This window comes from Methylobacterium sp. 275MFSha3.1 (assembly GCF_900108435.1).
In the GTDB taxonomy this organism is placed as follows: domain Bacteria; phylum Pseudomonadota; class Alphaproteobacteria; order Rhizobiales; family Beijerinckiaceae; genus Methylobacterium.
On record NZ_FNWP01000008.1, the window covers coordinates 76,416 to 97,918 of the forward strand.

The 21,503-nt window shown below is 73.7% G+C and carries 18 protein-coding genes; 3 read left to right on the forward strand and 15 right to left on the reverse strand.

The window, feature by feature from the left end:
* Nucleotides 1-9: 9 nt before the first annotated feature.
* Nucleotides 10-831 (reverse strand): tetratricopeptide repeat protein, encoded by an 822-nt coding sequence (locus tag BLW78_RS11140; RefSeq protein WP_091679773.1) that lies wholly within the window; start codon nt 829-831, stop codon nt 10-12.
* Nucleotides 832-957: 126 nt separating this feature from the next.
* On the opposite strand from BLW78_RS11140, the gene BLW78_RS11145 reads away from it, so the two are divergent.
* On the forward strand, nt 958-2,358 hold the full coding sequence (locus tag BLW78_RS11145) for a leucyl aminopeptidase family protein (protein ID WP_091679466.1): 1,401 nt from the start codon (nt 958-960) through the stop codon (nt 2,356-2,358).
* 117 nt (nt 2,359-2,475) lie between these two features.
* Here the strand turns inward: BLW78_RS11145 and BLW78_RS11150 are convergent, their stop codons facing one another.
* The 3 genes from BLW78_RS11150 to BLW78_RS11160 all read right to left on the reverse strand — a co-directional run bounded on the left by BLW78_RS11150 (nt 2,476) and on the right by BLW78_RS11160 (nt 6,680).
* The gene (locus BLW78_RS11150; RefSeq protein ID WP_091679468.1) at nt 2,476-3,648 is read right to left on the reverse strand and encodes a M20 aminoacylase family protein; all 1,173 of its coding nucleotides are present in this window, start codon (nt 3,646-3,648) and stop codon (nt 2,476-2,478) included.
* 99 nt (nt 3,649-3,747) lie between these two features.
* The gene (gene cueR / locus BLW78_RS11155; protein ID WP_091679471.1) at nt 3,748-4,209 is read right to left on the reverse strand and encodes a Cu(I)-responsive transcriptional regulator; all 462 of its coding nucleotides are present in this window, start codon (nt 4,207-4,209) and stop codon (nt 3,748-3,750) included.
* On the reverse strand, nt 4,206-6,680 hold the full coding sequence (locus BLW78_RS11160) for a heavy metal translocating P-type ATPase (RefSeq protein ID WP_091679473.1): 2,475 nt from the start codon (nt 6,678-6,680) through the stop codon (nt 4,206-4,208). The genes cueR and BLW78_RS11160 overlap by 4 nt, the downstream gene beginning before the upstream one ends.
* 174 nt (nt 6,681-6,854) lie before the next feature.
* Here BLW78_RS11160 and BLW78_RS11165 point away from each other — a divergent pair, with 174 nt between their 5' ends.
* Nucleotides 6,855-7,466, forward strand: a complete 612-nt coding sequence (locus tag BLW78_RS11165; RefSeq protein ID WP_091679476.1) for a glutathione S-transferase family protein — start codon at nt 6,855-6,857, stop codon at nt 7,464-7,466.
* Here BLW78_RS11165 and BLW78_RS11170 read toward each other — a convergent pair.
* The 11 genes from BLW78_RS11170 to BLW78_RS11220 form a co-directional block, all read right to left on the reverse strand.
* Entirely contained in the window at nt 7,448-8,719 is a 1,272-nt protein-coding gene (locus BLW78_RS11170; protein WP_170855141.1) for an ATP-binding protein, read from the reverse strand. The genes BLW78_RS11165 and BLW78_RS11170 overlap by 19 nt on opposite strands.
* A 19-nt stretch (nt 8,720-8,738) precedes the next feature.
* Nucleotides 8,739-9,827: a lysylphosphatidylglycerol synthase domain-containing protein gene (locus tag BLW78_RS11175; RefSeq protein WP_020092580.1), complete on the reverse strand. Its 1,089-nt coding sequence runs from the start codon at nt 9,825-9,827 to the stop codon at nt 8,739-8,741.
* Between the two features lie 152 nt (nt 9,828-9,979).
* Entirely contained in the window at nt 9,980-10,609 is a 630-nt protein-coding gene (locus BLW78_RS11180) for a uracil-DNA glycosylase (RefSeq protein ID WP_020092581.1), read from the reverse strand.
* A complete protein-coding gene (locus BLW78_RS11185; protein ID WP_091679778.1) occupies nt 10,599-11,357 on the reverse strand; it encodes a PIG-L deacetylase family protein in 759 nt (252 codons plus the stop codon). The genes BLW78_RS11180 and BLW78_RS11185 overlap by 11 nt, the downstream gene beginning before the upstream one ends.
* A gap of 42 nt (nt 11,358-11,399) precedes the next feature.
* Nucleotides 11,400-12,638 carry a glycosyltransferase family 4 protein gene (locus BLW78_RS11190; RefSeq protein WP_091679479.1) on the reverse strand — a complete coding sequence of 413 codons (1,239 nt, stop codon included), beginning with the start codon at nt 12,636-12,638 and terminating at the stop codon, nt 11,400-11,402.
* Between the two features lie 85 nt (nt 12,639-12,723).
* Nucleotides 12,724-13,596, reverse strand: coding sequence for a sugar phosphate isomerase/epimerase family protein (locus tag BLW78_RS11195; protein WP_091679482.1), 873 nt, complete (start codon nt 13,594-13,596; stop codon nt 12,724-12,726).
* Entirely contained in the window at nt 13,593-15,194 is a 1,602-nt protein-coding gene (locus BLW78_RS11200) for a YcaO-like family protein (protein ID WP_091679484.1), read from the reverse strand. The genes BLW78_RS11195 and BLW78_RS11200 overlap by 4 nt, the downstream gene beginning before the upstream one ends.
* Nucleotides 15,195-15,420: 226 nt before the next feature.
* Nucleotides 15,421-16,416 (reverse strand): Gfo/Idh/MocA family protein, encoded by a 996-nt coding sequence (locus BLW78_RS11205; RefSeq protein WP_091679487.1) that lies wholly within the window; start codon nt 16,414-16,416, stop codon nt 15,421-15,423.
* The gene (locus tag BLW78_RS11210) at nt 16,416-17,597 is read right to left on the reverse strand and encodes a class I SAM-dependent methyltransferase (RefSeq protein ID WP_091679490.1); all 1,182 of its coding nucleotides are present in this window, start codon (nt 17,595-17,597) and stop codon (nt 16,416-16,418) included. The genes BLW78_RS11205 and BLW78_RS11210 overlap by 1 nt, the downstream gene beginning before the upstream one ends.
* A gap of 44 nt (nt 17,598-17,641) precedes the next feature.
* The gene (locus BLW78_RS11215) at nt 17,642-18,571 is read right to left on the reverse strand and encodes an HD domain-containing protein (protein ID WP_091679493.1); all 930 of its coding nucleotides are present in this window, start codon (nt 18,569-18,571) and stop codon (nt 17,642-17,644) included.
* A 40-nt stretch (nt 18,572-18,611) separates the two neighbouring features.
* Nucleotides 18,612-19,802 carry an inositol-3-phosphate synthase gene (locus BLW78_RS11220; protein WP_056526026.1) on the reverse strand — a complete coding sequence of 397 codons (1,191 nt, stop codon included), beginning with the start codon at nt 19,800-19,802 and terminating at the stop codon, nt 18,612-18,614.
* A gap of 349 nt (nt 19,803-20,151) precedes the next feature.
* On the opposite strand from BLW78_RS11220, the gene BLW78_RS11225 reads away from it, so the two are divergent.
* Nucleotides 20,152-21,390, forward strand: a complete 1,239-nt coding sequence (locus tag BLW78_RS11225) for a transglycosylase SLT domain-containing protein (RefSeq protein ID WP_091679780.1) — start codon at nt 20,152-20,154, stop codon at nt 21,388-21,390.
* Nucleotides 21,391-21,503: the final 113 nt, after the last annotated feature.

A 21,503-nucleotide genomic window follows, 5' to 3' on the forward strand; every position in this document is an offset into this window, starting at 1 on the left:
GCGGGCGCCCTACCCTTGCCCGGGCACGCCCGCGACGGACAGGGCCTTCGACCGATTCGGCTGGGCCGCGAGCCTGCGCAGGGACGCGACGTTCGTGGCCGCCTCCTCGGCGCTCATGTCGCGGCGCAGGACGGCCTCGGCATCGGCGAAGCGGCCCTTGAGGCCGAGCACCATGGCGAGGTTGGCGCGCACCCGCGCGTCGGCGCCGGGCTGATCGGCGGCGAGGCGCAGGGTCTGCTCGGCCTGATCGAGGTTGCGCGACAGCGCGTAGGACAGGCCGAGATTGGACAGGAGCGAGGGCTCGTTCGGGCGGATCTTGAGGGCGGCCTCGTAGAAGCCCTGGGCGCGGGCCTGCTCGCCGAGCTGGGCGGAGGCCGAGCCCTGCGCCGACAGGATGCGCCAGTCGGGATTGGCGGGCGTGTGCGCGTTGGAGAGCACGTCGATCGCCTCGCGGAAGCGGCCCGCCTCGACCAGCGATTTTCCGTAGGCACCGAGCAGGGCCTGGTCGCGCGGGTTGCGCAGGGCGGCCTGCTGCAGCACCGCCGAGGCCTGGCCGATCTGGTCGGTGGCCCGCAGGGCGCGGGCGTAGGCCATCGCCGTGCGCCCGTCGGCGGGGTCGGCGTTGTAGCGCTCGGCCAGCCGGTCGATGTCCTGCCGCGAGGGCGCCGCGGCGGCCGCGGACGGCCCGCCGAGGGGGCCGATCGACCCGGTCGTCTCGGGCGAGCGGGTGTTGCAGCCGGCCAGGCCCAGCGCGACGACGGCGGCCGCGAGGGCGGCGCGGCGTCCGGGGCGTGCCTGGGATCGGGTGACCCGGAACAGGGCCGTCATCATGGTGCGCTCCGCCGGCATCGGGACCGGACGCGATGGCACGCGCTTCACGCTCCCGGCCGGCCGGTGATAGAGCGTTAACCCTAATCACCGGTTAAGCCGCCGGTCCGGGCGGCACGCGAGAGGCACATGACCCAGGCCGAGATTCCGGCGACGACCCGCGGGCTCCTGCCCGGCGACACCCAGGCCGTACCGGTGACGCTGGTCACCACCGGGGGCTGGGCGGCGGTCGAGTCCGGCCTGGAGCCCGCCCAGCGGAGCTTCGCCAGGGCCATCGGCTTCAAGCCGAAGGCGGGCAGCCTCGCGCTCCTGCCCGGCCCGGACGGCGGCCTCGCGCGGGTCCTGTTCGGCCTCGGCGATCCGGAGGCCGCGGTTTACGACAGGCTCCTCGCCGGCAAGCTGCCGGGGCTGCTGCCGGAGGGGACCTTCCGCCTGGACAACGCTCCCGAGCCGGCCGAGGCCGCCCTCGCCTGGCTGATGGGGAGCTACCGCTTCGGCCGCTACCGGTCCGGCGGCGGCACGAAGGCCCGGCTCGCGGCGCCCGCCGGCATCGACGCGGCCGAGGTGGAGCGGATCGCCGCCGCGGTGGCGCTGGGCCGGGATCTCGTCAACACGCCGGCCAACGATCTCGGACCCGCCGAGATCGAGGCGGCCGCCCGGGCGGTGGCCGAGCGCCACGGCGCCTCCGTCGCCGTCACGGAAGGCGGGGCCCTCGCCGAGGGGTACCCGCTGATCCACGCGGTCGGCGCCGCGTCGCCCCGGGCCCCGCGGCTGATCGACCTGACCTGGGGGCCGGCGGACGCGCCGCGCGTGACCCTGGTCGGCAAGGGCGTCGCCTTCGACACCGGCGGCCTCGACCTGAAGCCGTCGGCCGCGATGCTGCTGATGAAGAAGGACATGGGCGGCGCCGCCGCGGCGCTGGCCGCCGCCGACATGGTCATGGGCGCGGGCCTGAACCTGCGCCTGCGCCTGCTGATCCCCGCGGTGGAGAACGCGGTCGCGGGCAACGCCTTCCGCCCCGGCGACGTGCTGCCGAGCCGGGCCGGGCTCAGCGTCGAGATCGGCAACACCGACGCGGAGGGCCGGCTGATCCTCGCCGACGCGCTCGCCCTCGCGGACGCGGACTCCCCCGACCTGATCCTCGACTTCTCGACCCTGACCGGCGCGGCCCGGGTGGCCCTCGGGCCGGACCTGCCGGCCTTCTTCACGGAGGACGACGCGCTGGCCGAGGCAGTGGCGCGGGCCGGCCGGGCGGCGATCGACCCGGTCTGGCGCATGCCGCTGCACGCGCCCTACGCGAGCCTGCTCGATTCCAAGGTGGCCGACCTCAACAACGTGTCGGGCGGGCCGTTCGCGGGGGCGATCACCGCGGCCCTGTTCCTGCGGCGCTTCGCGCCCAACACGAAGGCGCACGGCCATTTCGACCTCTACGGCTGGAACCCCTCCGCCAAGCCCGGCCGGCCGGAGGGCGGCGAGGTCCAGACGGCGCGGCTGACCTACGCGCTGCTCAAGGCCCGCTACGGCGGCTGATCGCCTCCCGTCGTCGCGAGCGCGGCGAAGCGATCCAGTCGGCGCCCCGCTGACAGATGTCGCGCAGCCCTGGGTCACTTCGCTGCGCGCGCGATGACGGTGCGGCTGGGGGCGCGCTCAGGCGCTGCGCGGCAGCCCGGTCTCGATCAGGCGCGCCCACAGGGACGCCCCGTACGGCGCGGCCGCGTCGTTGAAATCGTAGTGCGGGTGGTGGAGCGAGGCGCTGTCGCCGTTGCCGATGAACATGTAGGCGCCGGGACGGCGGGCGAGCATGTAGGAGAAGTCCTCGGCGGTCATCATCGGCGCCACCGTCCGGTCGACGTTCTCCTCACCCACCAGCGCCTCGGCGACGCCGGCCATGAAATCGGTCTCGGCGAGATGGTTCTCGGTCACCGGGTAGCTCGCCCCGTACGCGACCCCGCCCCGCGCGCCGAAGCCGCCGGCGATCTCGGCCACCAGGGTCTCGATCCGCGCCTTGATCTCGCCGCGCACGGCCTGGGACAGCGTGCGCATGGTGCCGCGCATGGTGACGGTCTGCGGCAGGACATTGAAGGCCTCGCCGGCCTCCAGCGCGCAGACCGAGACCACGGCCGACTGCACCGGGTCGAGGTTGCGCGACACGATGCTCTGCAGGGCGATGATCACGTGGCTCGACACGAGCACGCTGTCGACGGCGTTCTGCGGCAGGGCCGCATGGCCGCCCCGTCCCTCGATCGTGATCGTGAAGCGATCGGTCGAGGCCATGATCGGCCCCGGCCGGATCGCGAAGGTGCCGACCGCCATGCCGGGGATGTTGTGCATCCCGTAGACCGACTCGACCCCGAACCGCTCCATCATTCCGTCGTCGACCATCGCCTCGCCGCCGCCGCCACCCTCCTCGGCGGGCTGGAAGATCAGCACGGCCGCCCCGTCGAAATCCCGGGTCTCGGCGAGGTACTTGGCGGCGCCGAGGAGCATGGTCGTGTGACCGTCGTGGCCGCAGGCGTGCATCTTGCCCGGCACGGTGGAGCGGTAGGGCAGGTCGCGCACCTCCTGGATCGGCAGGGCGTCCATGTCGGCGCGCAGGCCGATGGCGCGGTTGGAGCTGCGTCCCCGGCCGCGGATGACGCCCACCACCCCGGTGCGGCCGATGCCGGTGACGACCTCGTCACAGCCGAAGGACCGCAGCGTCTCGGCGACGAAGCCGGCGGTGCGGTCGACGTCGTAGAGCAGCTCGGGATGGGCGTGCAAGTCGTGCCGCCACGCCGTCATCGTGTCGGCGAAGGCGCGGATCCGTTCGAGGACGGGCATCGGGGCGGGGCTCTCGTGGTCTTTGCGGGTGGGCCGGACCAGCAAAGCCGGGGCCAGAGCCGCCGTCAACGGCCAAGCTCGGTATCCGCGGCGCTCCGCTCACGCCGCCCCACGCCCCGTGATCCCGCGCCCGCGCCGCCGCGGCGCGGGTGTATGGTCGCCCGCGGCGAGGTCGTCCAGGATCGGGCAGTCCGGCCGCGCGTCGCCGCAGCAGGCCTCCGCCAAGTGCTCCAGCGTCCGGGCCATGCCCTCCATCTCGGCGATGCGGCGGCGCAGATCGGCGATCTGCTCCTGCGCGATCGCCTTCACCCCGGCGCTCGGCCGGGCGCGGTCGCGCCAGAGCGCCAGGAGATCCGCGATCGCGTCCACGCTGAAGCCGAGGTCGCGGGCGCGGCGGATGAAGCGCAGCGTGTGCAGGTCCGCCTCGCCGTAGTGGCGATAGCCGGATTCGGACCGGGCGGCCGGCGGCAGCAGGCCGGTCGCCTCGTACCAGCGGATCATCTTGGCCGAGACGCCGGTCCGGCGCGCCGCCTCGCCGATCGTGAGGGTCGCCGCGCTCATGCCGGCCTCGCGGCCAGCGCCGGCCCCTCGGCCGCCGCGGGACGCCCGCCGGCCCGGCGCAGCCGCAGAGCGTTGCCCAGGACGAACACGCTCGAGAAGGCCATGGCGCCCGCGGCCAGGATCGGCGACAGGGCCGGGCCGCCGAACGGCACCAGCACGCCGGCCGCCACCGGGATCAGCGCGGCGTTGTAGGCGAAGGCCCAGAACAGGTTCTGGCGGATATTGGCCATCACCGCCCGCGACAGCGCCAGGGCCTCGACCAGGGCCTCCAGATCGCCCGACATCAGCACTACGTCGGCGCTCTCGACGGCGATGTCGGTGCCGGTGCCGATCGCCAGTCCGACATCGGCCTCGGCCAGCGCCGGCGCGTCGTTGATGCCGTCGCCCACGAAGGCCACCGGCCCGTGTTCCGCCCGGAACCGCTGGACCGCCTCGACCTTCCCGCCGGGCAGCACCCCGGCGGCCACGGCGTCGATGCCGAGGCTCCGCGCCACGCCGGCGGCGGTGACGGGATCGTCGCCCGTGACCATCGCCACCGCGAGGCCGCGCGCCTTCAGGGCCGCGACCGCCGCGCGGGCGCCGGCTTTCACGGGATCGGCCACTGCCAGGATCGCGGCGTGGCGCCCGTCGAGGACGAGGTGGATCGGGCTGCGCCCCGCGCCCGCCAGCGCCTCGGCCCGGGCAGCGAGATCCGGGTCGAGGGCGACGCCGAGACGCTCCAGGTAGCGCGGCGCGCCGAGGGCCACGGCCCGGCCCGCGACCCGTCCAGAGATCCCGAAGCCAGCCACCGCCTCGAAGCTGCCCGGTTCCGGCAGGTCGAGGCCGCGCTCGCGGGCCGCCGCCACGACGGCGCCGGCCAGCGGATGCTCGGAGCGGGTCTCCAGCGCGGCGGCGAGGGCCAGCACCGCGTCCTCCGCGACGCCCGCGGCCGGGACGATCTCGGTGAGCCGGGGGCGGCCCTCGGTCAGGGTGCCGGTCTTGTCGAGGGCCACGACCCGCACGTCGCGCAGGCCCTGCAGCGCCGCGCCGTCGCGGAACAGCACGCCGCGCGCCGCCGCGCGCCCGGTGCCGACCATGATGGCGGTCGGCGTCGCCAGCCCCATGGCGCAGGGGCAGGCAATGATCAGCACCGCGACGGCGTTGACCAGGGCCGGACCCAGCGCCGGGGCCGGCGCCAGCGCCAGCCAGGCCAGGAAGGTCACCGCGGCGATGCCGATCACCGCCGGGACGAACCGCCCGGTGACGCGGTCGACCAGCGCCTGGATCGGCAGCTTGCCGCCCTGGGCGCGCTCCACCATGGCGGCGATCTGCGCCACCACGGTGGCGCCGCCCACGGCCTCGACCCGCAGGTCGAGGCTGCCGCGGCCGTTGAGCGTCCCGCCGATTACGGAATCGCCCGGGCCCTTGCGCACCGGCGCCGGCTCGCCCGTCACCATGCTCTCGTCGACGTGGCTGGTGCCGGAGACCACGGCGCCGTCCGCCGCCACCCGCTCGCCCGGACGCACCCGGACGACGTCGCCGAGGCGCAGGGCGTCGAGGGGAACCTCGGTCTCCGCGCCGTCGCGGACGACCTGGGCGGTCTTCGGCGTCAGGTCCATCAGCCGCGCGATCGCCTGGCCGGTGCGCCCCTTGGCGCGGGCCTCCAGCGTCCGGCCGAGCAGGATCAGCGTGACGATCAGGACGCTCGCCTCGAAATAGAGGTGCGCCGCCCCCGCCGGCAGGAGGTGCGGAGCCAGGGTCGAGACCAGGGAGTACAGGTAGGCGGCGCCGGCCCCGAGGGCGACCAGGGCGTTCATGTCGGGATGGCCGCGCAGCAGGCCCGGGACGCCGCGCAGGAAGAAGCGCCGCCCCGGGCCGGCGAGGACCAGGGTGGCCAGCGCGGCCTGGACCAGGGCCGTCACGGGGCCGCCGTGCAGCGCGGGCAGGAGGTGGCCGCCCATGTCGAGGACCACGACGGGAACCGACAGCAGGGAGGCGACGATCAGGTCGCGCCGCAGGGCGCGCCCCTCCTCGGCCTGACGGGCGGAGGGGTCGACCGGGTGGCCGGCCTCGACCGGCCGGGCCTCGTAGCCGGCCGCCTCCACGGCCGCCACCAGCGCGTCCATCGGCACCACCCCCTCGGAATGGCGGATCGCGGCCCGGCCGGCGGCGAGGTTGACGCTGGCGCCGGTCACCCCCGGCACGGCGGCCAGCGCCCGCTCGACGCGGCCGACGCAGCTCGCGCAGGACATCTCGTCCACGGCCAGCAGGCTCTGCGTCTCTGGGACGGGGTAGCCGGCATCCGCGAGCGCCGTCGCGACGTCGCCCGGGCTCGTCGCCCCGTCGAGGACGAGGCTGGCGCGGTGGGTGGCGAGGTTCACCGCCACGTCCCGGGCGCCGGGCAGCGCCGCGAGGGCGCGCTCGACGCGGCCGACGCAGGAGGCGCAGGACATGCCCGCGACGGGGAGGGTCAGGGCGATGGATCTCGACATGGCGGTTGTCCGGTTGGAAGCATCCATGCCCGGTCAGATGGAGCTTCCCATGATGGGAAGGTCAAGGGTTCGCGGGCGACGCTCCGGATCCGGCCGGTCGATGCGGGCCGCGGCCGTTGTCGAATCGCGCCCGCCCGGCCAAGGTCGCCGCCCACCGGAGCGACGGGAACACAGATGAGCGAGCCGCTGACGATCTACGGTGACCCGGGTTCCGGCAACTGCCTCAAGGTCAAGTGGGTCGCGGCGCATCTCGGCATCCCGGCGGTCTGGCGCGACGTCGACGTCCCGGGCGGCGGGACGCGCCGGCCCGAGTTCCTCGCCCTGAACCCCGCCGGCCGCGTGCCGATCGTCGTCCTGCCCGACGGCACCGTGCTGTCGGAATCGAACGCGATCATCGTCTACCTCGCGGAAGGCTCCGCGCTGGTCCCCGCGGAGCCCCTGCCCCGCGCCCGCATGCTGCAGTGGATGTTCTGGGAGCAGTACAGCCACGAGCCCTACATCGCGGTCCGCCGCTACCAGTTCCACTACCTCAAGCGGGCGCCCGAGGATCTCGACCCGAAGCTCGCCGAGCGCGGCGCCGACGCCCTGCGGCTGATGGAGGACACGCTCGGGCGCTCGGCCTTCATGGCGGGCGAGACCCTGACCCTCGCCGACGTGGCGCTCGTCGCCTACACGCGCATGGCCCACGAGGGGGGCTTCGACCTCACGGACTACCCGGCGATCCGCGCCTGGGTCGGGCGCGTCGAGGCCGGGCTCGGGATCGGCCCCTATACCGGGCCGGCCTGATCGGCCGCGAACCGAGGCGGCGCGGCGCCGTACTCGGGCAGGCTGACCCGCACGGTCGTCCCCTCGCCGGCCGCGCTCTCGATGGCGAGGCGGCCGCGGTGGCGATTGAGGCTGTGCTTGACGATGGCGAGCCCCAGCCCGGTGCCGCCGCGGGCGCGACTCGAGGCGACGTCGACCCGGTAGAAGCGCTCCGTCAGCCGCGGGATGTGCTCGGGCGGGATGCCCGGCCCGTCATCGGCCACCGACAGGACGACGCGGCGCCCGAGGCGCGGGTCGTCCTCGCGGGCGAGCCCGACGCTGATCCGGCCGCCGCCGTACTTCACGGCGTTCTCGATCAGGTTCTCGATCACCCGCGCCAGCTCGTCGGCGTCGCCGGGGACCGCGTAGGGGCCCGCACCCTCCTCCAGCCGGATCGTGGCGCCCCGCGCCTCGGCGGGCGGGCCCTGGGCGTCGACCATCTGGCGGGCGAGCGCCCCGAGATCGACCACCGCGGTGGGGGCGACGTGCTCGCGCAGCTCGATCCGCGACAGCGACAGCAGGTCGTCGATCAGCCGCGTCATCCGCAGGGCCTGGACGCGCATGATCTCCAGGAAGCGCTCCCGGGCCTGCGCGTCGTCGCGGGCCGGCCCCTGCAGGGTCTCGATGAAGCCGATCAGGGTGGCGAGCGGCGTGCGCAGCTCGTGGCTGGCGTTGGCGACGAAGTCGACCCGCATCGCCTCCAGGCGCCGGGCCGCGGTGAGGTCGCGCAGGAACAGCAGCGCGCTGACGCCGGACCCGTCGGGCATCGGCAGGGCGCCGATCTGGACATCGAAGGTCCGCTCCAGCGGCACCCGGGTCGACAGCGCGACGCGGCGCGGGAGGCCCGAACTCAGCACCGCCTCGATGCCGTCGAGGACCTCCGGGTCGCGGAGCGCGAAGGACAGCGGCCGGGCCTGGTGGAGGGCCGGCAGGAGCGCCCGGGCGGCGGGATTGGCCTCCAGCACCAGGGTGCGCCGGTCGACCAGGATGACCGGGTCCGGCACGTGGGCGAGTAGCGCCTCGGCGACGGCGTGGCGCGGCGTGGTGGTGGCCGGGCGCGGCGCGGGCGCCTCGCGGCCGCGCCCGCCGAGCCAGCCGCCCAGGCAGACCGCCGCGAGGCCGATCAGGATCAGCGGGAGATCGAGCCGCCCGGTCAGCGCGGTGGCGAGCCCGAGCAGGCCCGCGGCGATCGCGGCGCCGGTCCAGGCGGGGGAGCTGCGCAGGCGGCCGGACATGGCGGGCGCGGCCGGCCGCTCAGCGGGGCTCGGACTCGTCGTGCCACGCCCGGCCGGACGGGCCGGCCGTGCCCTCCGGAGGCCCGGGATCGCGGGCGCCGCCCGCGCGCTTGACGATCTCGTACAGCCCGAGCATCGCCAGGGCGGTCACGAACGGCACGACGTAGTAGCAGCCCCGGAACAGCAGCAGCGAGGTCAGCACCTCGTTGCGCGGCAGGCTCGACAGGGCGAGCAGGATCGTCGCCTCGAACACCCCGATCCCGCCCGGCGCATTCGACGCGATCCCCAGCATGGCGGCGAGCACGTAGATCGCCAGGAAGGTGGTGAAGCCGAGCGTCGTCTCCTGCGGCAGCAGGACGTAGAGCACCGCCGCCGCCGCGCAGACGTCGCCGATCCCGACGATCATCTGGCCGATGGAGACCGAGGCGCCCGGCAGCTCCAGGCGCCACTGCTTGACGGTGATGCTGCGCTTCTTGGCCGAGACCCAGGCGAGGTAGCCGAGCACCAGAGCGAGCGCCGCGAGGCCGACGCCCTGGTTGATCCGGATCGACGTGAAGGCGAGGCCGGCGAGCTGGCCGGCCTCGATGATCAGGCTCAGGCCCAGCACCACGCCCATGCCGAGCCAGAAGGTGAAGCCGGCGATGACGGTGAGCGCGGCGATCTTGGCCGTCGAGAGCCCCTGCCGGGCGTAGATCCAGTAGCGGATCGTCCCGGCGGTGAGCAGCGGGAAGCCGAGAGTGAAACTCACCGCGTAGCTCGTGAAGGAGGCGAGCGCGGTGATCCGGTACGGCACCTTGATCTTGAGCTGGCGCAGGGCCAGCGCGTCGTAGCCGGTCAGGAACAGGTAGCTGATGCCGACGAACAGGAAGGCGAGCCCGAGCTGCTCGGCGGTCGCCGCCGCGATGGCGCTGCGCACCTCCGCCCAGCTGACGCTCTGCACGAGCTTCCACAGGACGCCGAGGGAGACGGCGAACAGCACGATGCTGGCCGCCGTGCCGATCCAGGCATAGCGGCTGCGCCGGCTCTTCCGCTTCGAGCCCGCCTCGGCATCGTGCTGGACCGGCTCGACCGGCTCGGCCGGGCTCCGGTGCTGTCCCTGAAAATTCATGCCGATCGGCGTCCGCCCTTCCGGCTGCGCGGCCCGGCCCGAAGGCCGTCAGCCCGTGCCGGAATCTCCCGGACCGCGGCCCGTTGCCCCGCATGTAGGCCGAACCGGGGCGCAAGGCCAGGGAAGGCAGGCCCGTGACGGGCGATCTATCCTCAGCCGGAGGTCCGATCGAGGATCGCGGCCGCTTCCGCGAGGCCGCGCCGGATCCGCTCCGGCACCTCCGGCGCGGTGCAGACATAGGTCGGGCTCGGGTGCGGCACCCGGATCACCGGAAGGTCGGGGCGGAGCGCCGCGAGGGCGGGCGCGGCCTCGCCGGCGAAGCGGCCGGCCAGCACCGCCACGGCGAGGCGCGGCAGCAGGTCGAGGAGCGGGGCCAGATAGGGCGCGGCCGCCGCCACCTCCGCCCGGCGGGGCGCCCGGTTGCGGGCGCCCTCGGCGTGGATGAGCCAGGGGACCGCGTTCCAGATCAGCGTGTCGGCCCGGCTGAGCCCGGCCTCGGCGAGGAAGCGGAACAGGTTCGCGGCCGTGCCGTTCGCGCTGTCGCGGGTGACGAAGCCGGTGCGCAGGACCGCCGGGCCGGGGGTCTCGAGGAGGAGGAGCATCCGCGCGCCGACGCCGCCGTCCAGGGGGTCGGGCGCCGGGACCGGGGCGCCGCGCTCGGCCGCGACGCGCGCCGCCAGCGCCCGGATCGGTGCGATGTGGGGGCTGTCGATCAGGGCGCGGCGGGCCGCGAGGGCTTCCGGATCGGCCAGCGCCTTCGGCGCCCGCGGCTCAGCCGGCATCGAGGCCGGGGATCGTGAGGCCGAGGCGGCCTGAGCGGCGGAAGCGCTCGGTGCCCTCCTCCCGGGCGAGGCGCGCGTCGAGGCCGGCCACGCCGCCGAACTGGAAGCCGATCTGGCTGGCATAGGCCGCGCAGGCGGCGCGCTTCCGGGCCTGGGCCTCCGGGGCGAGGCGCATCGCCGGCTCGGCGAGGTCGGCGAACAGGTCGGCGAGGGGCGCCTTCGGGGCGGCCTCCCGCACCGTATAGGGAAAGTCGCGCCACCACAGGATCGGCTGCGCCGGCGCGAGGCTGCGCAGCGCCCGCACGGTCTGGACGTGATCGACGTGCCCGCCGATCGCCTGCGGAGCCAGGAGGAGATCGGGACTCCCCGCGGCGATCAGCCCCGCAATGGCCGGTGCCAGCTCGGCCGCGACGCCGTCGTCGGCGCGCGTGTCGGCGAAGAGCTCCGGCGCCGAGCCGTAGCCCCGGTGCGGCGCCTCCCGGAACGGCAGGTGGACGGGCGGCGCGATGCCGAGCGCCGCGGCAGCCCGGACATCCTCGTCCCGGCGCAGGGCCATGTAGTCGACCTCCGGTCCCAGACCCTTGTCGAGCTGGCAGGCGAGCGCGAAGCCCCTCGGCTCGGCGACGCTGCCGGTGAACAGGGTCGCCATCACCACGCGCCAGCCAGCTTGCGCGAGGCTTGCCAGGAGGCCGCCGCACGAGAAGGCCGCGTCGTCGAGATGGGGGGAGAGGGCGAGCGCGGTGGGCATGGTCCGGGGTGCGACGGTCTCGATGGGTTCCAACCCGCGCGCTCAGAGCAAGTGCGGCTCGGCGCGGAAGCGACACGTCGGATCGTGGGGCAGATCCGGCGAGAAGCCGGTGGCCGGCCGCTCGCCGCGCACGCGGGCGTAGACGTCCATGATCTGCCGCCCGACCGCGTGCCACGAGTAGACGCGGCGGCACTCCTCCAAGCCGGCCGTCGCGATGCGGCGGCGCAGATCCGCGTCCGCGATGACCCGGGTGAGCGCGGCGGCCAGCGCCGGGACGTCGCCCGGGTTCACCAGCAGCCCGTTCTCCCCGTCGCGCAGGCAGTCCGAGACGCCGACCGCGTGGCACGAGACGGTGGCGAGCCCGGCCGCGAGCGCCTCCAGGATCGTGTTGGAGAAGCCCTCCGCGTAGGTCGGCGAGACGAACACGTCGGCGCGGCGGTAGAGGTCGGGCACGGTGGCGTACTCGGCGTAGCCCGTGAAGGCGATCTCCCGCTCCGAGAAGGCGCGCTCGGCGGCGAGCGCCTTGGCCGGGTCCACGTCGGGCCCGATCCCCGAGATGGTGGCGGCGAACGGCGTGCCCTGCGCGCGCAGGATCGCCAGGGCCTCGATGAAGTCGAGCACGCCTTTCCGGCGGTCGACCCGGCCGTGGTAGAACAGCCGCACCGGGCCCGGATGGGGCGCGGGCAGCCCGTCGGGCGTGCCCTGCGCGAACCGGTCGGTGTCGACCGCGCCGGGCACGATGGTGAAGCGGGCGGGGTCCGACCCGAGCCGCTCGCAGACCTCGTCCACGAAGGAGGCGCCGCCGATCAGCAGCGCGTTGGCGTGGGCCAGCACCTCGCACATGGCGACCCGGTGGGTCTCGCAGCAGGAGCCGACCCAGTGGCCGTCGCCGCCCTGGATCGAGACGACGCTCGGCACGCCGAGTTCGCGCGCGGCGAGCAGCACCGCCCAGCCGGTCGGGTAACCGTATTGCGCGTGCAGGATGTCGAAGGGTTGTCGGGCGTGCTCGCGGCAGATCGCGTCCACCATCGCGGCGATGTCGCGCTCGAAGTCGCCCGACGCCTGCTCGCCGAGCTGCTCCAGGCCGATCACCCGAACGCCCGGCACCGGCGGGGGCGGCCCGCCCCCGTAGACCCGGGTGCCGAAGGCGTCGCCCCGGTACTGCGAGATCATCGTGACGTCGTGGCCGGCGCCGACCAGCTCGCGCAGCAGGTTCTGCGCGTAGACGCTCATGCCCGATATCGCCGGGAAATAGCGGCGGCTGAGGAAGAGGATTCTCATCGCGCCGCACCTTCGCATCGACCGGGCGAGGCGCCGAGGCGCCCCCTCCCCCGTGCCCGATCCTCGCCTCGCCGCGGTTCGGCTCTCACTGCCATTGCCGCCGCGTCTCCTGCTCGCCGGCCAGGACCGGGCCGGAGCGCCGACAGCCGCGGAGATAGTCCAGCGCCTGCGGGATCATCACGTCGGCCCGGTGGCTCTCGCGGGACAGCTCGACGCAGATCAGCTTGCCGAAGCCGACCGCCTCCAGGGCCTCCAGGACACCCGGCACGTCCATGTCGCCCTCGCCGAACGGCAGGTGGATGTGGCTGCCGCGCTTCATGTCCTCGATCGCCACGGTGCCGATCCGGTCGGCGAATTCCCGCACGGCGGCCGCCGGCTCGCGCTCGCCCGTGACGAGGCAGTGGCCGGTGTCGAGGGCGAGCTTCAAGCCCGGCACGGAGAGGGAAGCGTAGTCGTCGAGCGTCTCGATCAGCATGCCGGGCTCGGGCTCCAGGCAGGGCACGACACCGGCCTCGGCGGCGAACGAGGCGACCTCGTGCAGCCCCTCCTCCAGCCAGCGCCGGGCCTCGCCGGGATCGACGCCGGGCTTCGGAACGCCGGCCCAGAACGAGACCGCCTCGGCGGAGAGCATGGCGCCGATCTCGATCGCCCGCTTGAGGAAGCCGACCCGCCGGGCGCGGCCCGCGGCGTCGGCGGTCACCAGCGTCGGCTCGTGCTTGGCGGACGGATCGAGGAGGAAGCGGGCGCCCGTCTCGATGACGCAGGTCAGCTCCAGCTTCTCCAGCAGGCTCGCCACCCGGCCGGCTTCCGCCGCCCAGGTGTCGGCGAAGGGGTCGAGGTGGTGGATGTCGAGGGTGAGCGCCACGCCGTCGTAGCCCGCCGCCTTGATCAGGTGGATCGCGTCGTCGAGGCGGTGGTTGGCCGCGCCGTTGGTGTTGTAGGCGAACCGGAGCGTCACGCCGCCCTCCCCTTCCGCTGGGCGAGGCGGAATGGCGCGTGGTGCGATTCCGGCTCGCGGTAGAGCGGATAGTGCCGCCCGACGATCCGCTCGGCCAGGGCCACGTCGAACAGCGGCTGGCCGCCGAACCGCTCCAGGGCTTCAGGGGTCAGACGCACCGGCCGCAGGGTCTCGCTCTCGGTGCCGAACTGGATCAGCGGATGGTCGCGGTCGATGAGCTTCCTCGTGTTGCGCTCGCCGATCCGGTAGTAGCTCATGGTCTCGACCTCGAGCCCCGGCACGATCGCCTTCACGACGCCGACCCCGCCGCCCGGCGGTGTGCAGTCGACGTAGAGCACGTCGAACCCGGCTTCGAGCAGCCGGTCGCAGGCGATCTTCCCCCGGGCGTGGCCGTCGGCGGCCGGAGTGGAAGGCAACTCCGTGAATCGCTTCGTGCTGCGCTCGGAATAGACCGTGTCGGCCAGCACGCCGCGCAGGTCGGCCGCCGGCATCTCGATCCATTCGAGCATGGCCTGGAGTGCGCGGCTCTCCTCGAGGTCCAGGCTGGGCAGCGCCTTCTGGATGAAGGCGTCGACGTAGCCGGGCGGCGTCACCGTGGCGGCCATGTCGAGGGGACCGTGCCCGAAGGTCTTGCGCACCCGCGCGGCCTGGAACTCCAGCAGCGCCTTGCGGAGCGCCCGCTCCCGGTCCGGGTCGCAGGCCTCGCCGCAGGCCGAGAGGGCGATCGGCGCCGGGGTGCGCGCCGGATCCTCGTCGTAGCCGACGACGTAGAGGTTGGTCAGCCCGAACTGGTCGGTAGCGAATTTCGGCAGCGCCCGGATGCCCAGCGCCTTCAGCCGGGCCAGCATGGCGGCGTTCTCCGGGCCGATGCCGTCGAGGTCGAGCATCACGCCCTGGTCGAGGGCCCGGAACAGCAGGCCGTTGCCGTCCCGCTGGAGCAGCTCCAGCACGCCGTGGCCCAGCGCGAAGGGCACGTCGGGCCCGGCGCCGAGGCCGTTGGTGATCAGGTTGGTGAAGGGTTTGTAGCCCTCCGACAGCTCGAAATAGTCGGTGGCGGCGACGTCGAGCGGCATCAGGACGATCTCGCCGGTGGCGTGGCGGATCGCGGGCGTCCACTCGAGCACCGTGTCGCGGCCGACCGGGGACCCGGCGGGCAGGCACAGGGTCAGCGGGTCGGCGACCGACTTGGCGCCGTAGACGCGGGCGAGATCGGTATAGCTCGCCCGCTCCTTCGCGCGGGGCAGCACCGCGAGCGAGGGCATCAGGTTCTCGGCGATCTCCGCCACGGCGCCGATCAGCGCCTCGTCGTCGGTGGCGCCGTAGCCGATCCCAGACGGCATCGCGCCCACGAAGAACGGGTCGTCGAGGAACAGGGCCACGAACCAGACCGGGATGCCGGTGCGATCGAGCGGTGCCAGCGGGAAGCCGACGACGCGCCCCTCCGGCAGCACGTCGAGATAGGCCTTGACCGGGTCGGGCAGGGTCTCGGGCAGGCCCTCGATCGGCCGCTTGGCGCCGAAACGGTAGGGGCGCGGCGCCTTGATCCGCTCGTGGCGGGCGCGGTCGTCCTGGTCGTGGAAGGCGTCTGCGTTGGTCACGTCGTGTTCCCGTCTTCCTCGAACCGTGCGCCGTGCCGTCGTCCCATTCACGCACCTCATCCCGAGGTGCCGTAGCGCAGCGGAGGCCTCGAAGGAGGGTTCCAGACGGCGCTGCGATCCCTGGAGCCCTCCTTCGAGGCCCGCTGGCGCGGGCACCTCAGGATGAGGGCGCGGGTGGGATGGATGGGATCGGGGCTCGGCGCTGTGTGATCCTGGCCTGTGCTCGCTACCCCTGCCCGTAGGCGCGGGCGACGAGCCGCATCGTGTGAAGGTCCCGGGACGCCGCGTACGCGGCCCGCTCCTCGGGCCGGCGCAGCGCCGAGCCGAAGGCGCGCACCTGCTCGGTGAAGGGCGAGCTGTCGGCGTCGAAGGCGAGCGGTTCCGCGCGCCCGCTGGCGCCGTCGACGAAGGTCAGCGAGCCGCCGGCCGTCTGGCCCATCGTGTTCTCGGCGACGAGCAGACCCTTCGTGCCGACCACCTCCAGGCGGCGGCGGGGCAGCGCGTCGGGACAATTGTAGGCGACGTGCAGGCTCGCCAGTGCGCCGCTCCGCGTGCGCCCGATCAACAGGGCGCCGTCGTCGACGGCGTAATCCTGGGCCTTGGTCTGGGTCAGGGCCGCGAGGTCGGCGATCGGCTCGCCGAGCAGGTAGTCCACGAGATCGAGCCCGTGCGGGGCGAGGTCCATCAGGGCGCCGCCGCCGGCCTGGGCGGCGTCGATCCGCCAGTTCGGCTGGCCGGCCTCCGACCAGTCGCGCCCGAGCCAGCAGGCATAGACGATCCGCACCGCCGTCACGGTGCCGAGCCGCCCGGCCTCGACCTGCCCGCGGATCGTCCGGTGGGCCGGGTGGTGCCGCTGGTCGAAGGCCGTGCCGTAGAAGATTTTCTGCGACTCGACGGCGTGCGCGATGGCCTCGGCATCCGCCAGCGTCGCCGCCATGGGCTTCTCGCACAGGATCGCCTTGCCGGCGGCGGCCAGCGCCTCGACGGCGCCGCGGTGCAGGTGGTTCGGCGTCGCCACGTAGACCGCCTCGACCGCGGGCTCGGCGATGAGGCCGGCGAGGTCGGCGTAGCCCCGGGCACCCGCCGCCTCGGCCGCGGCGCGGCAATCCGGGTTCGGATCGCAGACCGCGACCAAGCGGTGTCCGGCGGCGCGGATGCCAGGCTCCATGTAGTCGCGGGCGACCCAGCCGTAGCCGACGATGCCCCAGCCGACCGCGTCCATCACCACCGCTCCGGCAGGTCGACGAACTCGCGCACCCGGACGCGCTGCGTCTCCGGCGCGTCGAGGCCGGCCTCGAAGGTCAGGTGCTCGGGGCCGGGGGAGTGGAGCGGGTAGGTGGCGCGGGGGGCGTACTCCGCCTCGTAGCGCTCCGAGGGCCAGCGGATGACGTAGCCGTCGCCCTCGGCGGCGTAGAGCGGGTTGAGCCGCAGCACGGTGCCGGGCTTCGGCAGGGTCAGGCCGTCGACCAGGGCGCGCGGCGCCGGTCGCATCCCGGGACCGCACACCACCGAGAACGCCTCGCAGCTTCGCAGGGCGGCGGGGTCCTGCGGGCCCGGCGCCCGCGCCTCGACCAGCGCCCGGGTCAGCTCCGCGTCGTCGTAGACCAGGGCGTCGGGGAAGAACTCGGCGATCTCCTCGGCCGTCACCGCGCGTCCGGCCGAGAAGCCCGGGCAGTCGCGGTTGTGGATGTGGCTCAGCGCCAGCCAGCCGTCGTCGCCGGCGTTCTGGCGGAGGTTCTCGAGGAGCGCCGCCTTGTCGTCGAGGAAGTAGAAGGCGTCGTTGCAGACGACGAGGTCGACCGGCGCCCCAGGGATCGGCCAGTGGGGCGAGCCGGCGTCGAAGCAGACGAGCTGCGCCTTCTCGGCCACGACCCAGTGGCGCGCGACCCAGAGCTTGGCGAAGACCACGTCGGCGCCGGCGACCTTGCAGCCGCGCCGCTGCAACTCGCGCAGGTAGTGGCCGATGCCGCAGGCGAACTCGAAGACGCAGACGGGCTCGTTCCAGTGCGCCTCCAGCAGCGACAGGCCGGCCAGGAAGGTCGGGTCGCTCCAGCGGTGCAGGAAGTAGTCGCCGACGCGGCCCCAGCCGAGGAGCTCGACCGCCTCGCGGAGGGTCGCCTCGCGGCGCGTCTTGATCAGGCGGATGATCCCGGCGGGATCGGCCGGCGGCCCGTTCCACCAATCATCCTGATCGACCAGCAGCGCGGCCAGCGCCTCGTCGGGCTCGCCGGCGTCGAGATGGGCGAGCACCCGCTCCACCAGGGCCGCGCGGTTGATCCGCAGGTACGGAATGCCGTCGATCACGGGCCAGCGCGCGCCGGTCTCCGCATCGCGCAGGGCGTGCGGGCCGTCGGCCTTCAGCGGGTTGCCGGTGTCCGGCGATCTGAGTTCGAACGGGATCATGGTTCTCGGAGCCGCCCGGGCAGATGGGCGACCGGGTCCGGCGATCAAGGGATGCGCATGTCGGCGAGGACACGATCGTGGAAGCCCTTCACCGGGCCGGCATGGACCAGCTCCCACTCGTCGAGCACCATCCCCATCGTGGTCGAGGCCCCGCGCAGGTGCTGGGCGATCTGGAGGACGCGGTCGATGCAGTCGGCCGCGTGGAAGGCCCGGCCCTCGGCGGTGGCGTCGTCGGGCAGGATCGCGCGGGCGCGCTCGACTTGGGCCCGCAGGGGTTCGTCGATCTCGGCGAGCGCCCAGGCAGTGGTGGTCGCCATGATCGGCCCGAGATGGTCGCCGAGCAGCATCTCGCCGGTGAAGCCGGCATCCGGCATGGCGGCATTGTGGAAGTGGTGGGCCATCGCGGCCAGGAACACGGTGCCGGGATCGGCCCGGTAGAACGGGCTGAGGCAGACCCCGTAGACCGCCACGATCAGGCAGTGCTCGGCGTGGTTCTCCGGCGGCTCCAGCAGGATCCGGGCGCGGCCGGGACAGGTCACGCCCGCCCGCGGCTGCTGCGCCAGGGCGCCGACGAAGCCCGGCAGCGGCCCGGGCCGGCCGGCCGGACGCGGCGCGAGCCGCGCGCGCAGGCGGTCGCGGAGGTCCGGATCGAGCTCTCCGGTGACGGCGTCGAACCCCGCCACCAGCACCGCGGAGGCGGCCTCGTCCGAGAGCCCCGCCGCTGTCAGAAAGGCCGCGTCGAGATCGCAGAGGCGCGTCGCCGCCAGCGTGACGGCCGCGATGTCGAGGGCGACGTCGTCCGGCGTGGCGCCGCCGGTCAGCAGCCCCCAGCCCTGCGCGAACAGCCGCTCGGCGATCGAGCCCGTACGGCCCGCGGAGCGGACGCGCTTGAGGTCGTTCATCTCGACCAGAAGGTCGCGCAGCGCTTCCGGCGCGGCGGCGCCGGAACGGGGCGGCTCAGTCTCGCTTGGCATCGTCTCGTTCCGAAAAGCCGCCCCCTGGTTCTGACGAAGCCTAGTGCACGCCCAGCCAGTCGCGGAGCATCTGCTCCTGCTTGCCGAAGGCGTGCTCCGGACCGTGGCCGTTCTTGACCATCGGCGCCTTGAAGAAGGTCGAGAGCTGCTCCTGCACGCCGCCGTCGCCGCGCTTGCTCGCGAGATCGAGGACGCGGGCGATCTCGATGACGAGCGGCGCGGCCAGGATCGAGTCCTTGCAGAGGAAGTTGACCTTGATCTGCATCCGCTGGCCCATGAAGCCGGTGACGTCGATGTTGTCCCAGGCCTCCTTGTCGTCGCCGCGCGGCCGGTAATAGTGGATGTGCACGAGGTGGTCCTCGACCGGGTAGCCGAGGATCGAGTCGAGCACCGTGCCCTTGGTGTTGAGCTTCGACTGCAGCGAGTTCGGATCGTTCAAGGCGAGGCCGTCGCGGTTGCCCAGGATGTTCGTCGAGAACCAGCCGTCGACGTGGAGGGCGCGCGCCTTGAAGGCGGGGGCCAGCACCGTCTTCATCATGGTCTGGCCGGTCTTGCCGTCCTTGCCGGCCACCGGGACGTTCAGCTCCTTGGCGAGGTCGAGGAGCGCCGGGACGTCGGCGGCGACGCTCGGGGTGAAGTTGGCGTAGGGGATGCCGCTCTTGATCGCCGCGTAGGCGTAAAGCATCGCCGGCGAGATCGCCTCGTCGCTCGAATCCAGGCCCTTCTCGAAGGCGGCGGTGGAGTTCAGGGTCGGGTCGCTGAGGTCGGGCCAGCGCTCCGTGGAGGCGAGGTTCACCACGACCACGTCGTCGAGGTTGCTCTCCTTCTGGAAGCGTCGGAGATCGTTGGCGATCACCGAGACCGCCTCGCGGTGGTCCTTGGCGACGATCCGGTTCTGACCGTCGATGTTCTTGCAGAACTTCGCGCTGCCGACCGCCGGCCAGGGCGTGATGCCCTTCAGGACCTGGGCGCCGTTCTCGATGTCGTCCTTCGAGAGCACGCCGTGCCCGCTCGCCGCGGAGGCGAGGTCGTCGCCGTTCAGGTCCCAGCCCCCGAAGACGAGGTCCTTGTAGTCGGCCATGCCGGCCACGGAGAGACCGGCGAGCGGCAGCCCGTCGAGACGGTTGGAGCCGGATTTGATCATCTCGATGCCGGCGATGGCGGTGGTGGCGACGGCGCCTCCCATGCCAACGAAGGCGACACCGACGCGGCGACCGGACTGCATGCTCATCGGAAACTGATGTCCTTGTGCGGACGCGGGTGGCGTCTTGAAGGGTCCGTCCTGGGACGGAAATTCACCCCCCCGGGGCCGTACCTAACTGGCTCGGCGGTGCTCCGTTCCAACCCGAATGCGACAACATCGCCCCGCCGTCGTCCCGCGCGCGGCCGATCGGCCGCCGGTCGGCGGCGTTAACGGGGCCCTAAGCGGGAGAGTTAACCCTTCCTTGACCGTGCCACGCTTGGATCACGGGGCCGTCCCATTCTGGTCACGGCCGGCGTCGATAGGGCCGCCGCTTCCAGAAAAAACCCGGCCGTCAGAGCCGGGCGGACGCAAGGACCGATCTAGAAGAGGACCGATGATGGGGGTTTTCCCGGAGCCGGCGCGTTGCGCCGACGACGTGAACCGACTCGTGCCGCAGACCCTGACCGGCACGGGGCATTCCGAGGATGAAGCCGTGGCGTGGCTGCCGCGGGCCGGGCGCGACGCAGGGCGCCGGTCACTTCGCCGCACCGGCCTCGGCCGGATCTCCGGGACGCTGGCCCTCGGGCTCGTCGCCGGGTTCGGCCTGCCGCAGGCCGCCTTCGCGCCCGCCTACTTCGCGCCGGCCGCTCAGGCCCACGACCGGGTCGACATCAGCCCGCGCGCCGCTCAGGAACTCGCTCAACGCGCGTTCGAGCCCGCGGTTCCCGCCGAGGCGCCCGCGGCATCGGCAGACGCACCGGCGAAGGATGCCTGGAACGGCCTGCCCCTGCCGGAGCAGGAGCCCGCCACCACGGCCCTGATCCAGGACGACCTCGCGGCCCTGCCGCGGGTGACGCAGGAGCAGGACGCGGTCAAGTTCGGCGAGCGCAGCGTGCCGCGCAAGGTGGTCGACACGATCGTCAAGGCCTCCGACGAGGCCGGCGTCGATCCCGTCTACATGATGGCGCTGGCCGACAAGGAATCGAGCTTCGACACCGCGGCGAAGGCCGCGACCTCCTCGGCGCAGGGCCTGTTCCAGTTCGTCGCCCGAACCTGGCTGGAGATGATCCGCGATTACGGTGCGCGCTACGGGCTCGCCGAGGAAGCCGCCGCAGTGAAGGGCCGGGGCGCCGCGATCACCGTGACGGGCAGCATGCGCGCCCGGGTGCTCGGCCTGCGCAACGACCCGCGCGTCGCCGCCCTGATGGCGGCCGAGCTGATCAAGCGCGACCGTGACCGGATCGAGGCCCGGGTCGGGCGCGCGCTCACCACGACCGAGCTGTACCTCGCCCATTTCCTCGGCACCGCGAGCGCCGGGCGCTTCCTGTCGCTCTCTTCCGAGAAGCCCGACGAGGTCGCCGGCCGCGAGTTCCGCACCGCGGCGCGGGCCAATCGCGGCCTGTTCACCGAGAAGACGGGCGGCAAGCGCCGCAGCCTGACCGTGTCCGAGCTGCACGACCGGATCGACGGCATGATCGACCGGCGGCTGACCCGCTATCAGGGCGTGGCGGCGGTCGCCGAGGCGCTCGACAGGGCGCCGGCTCAGAGCGACGTCGCCGCCACCGAGGAGACGGTTCCGGTGGCCGGCAACCGCCGCGTCGAGGTGACGGAGGCGCTGCCGCCGGACGGCGTGTGAGAACCGGATCGCGGCGCCGGCCTGCCTGAGCGGGCCGGCTCGCAGCATCGACCCGCCGGATCCGCCGGCCGGGCGGCTCTCCCGGCCGCGGCCGCCGAGGAAGACTCCCGCGC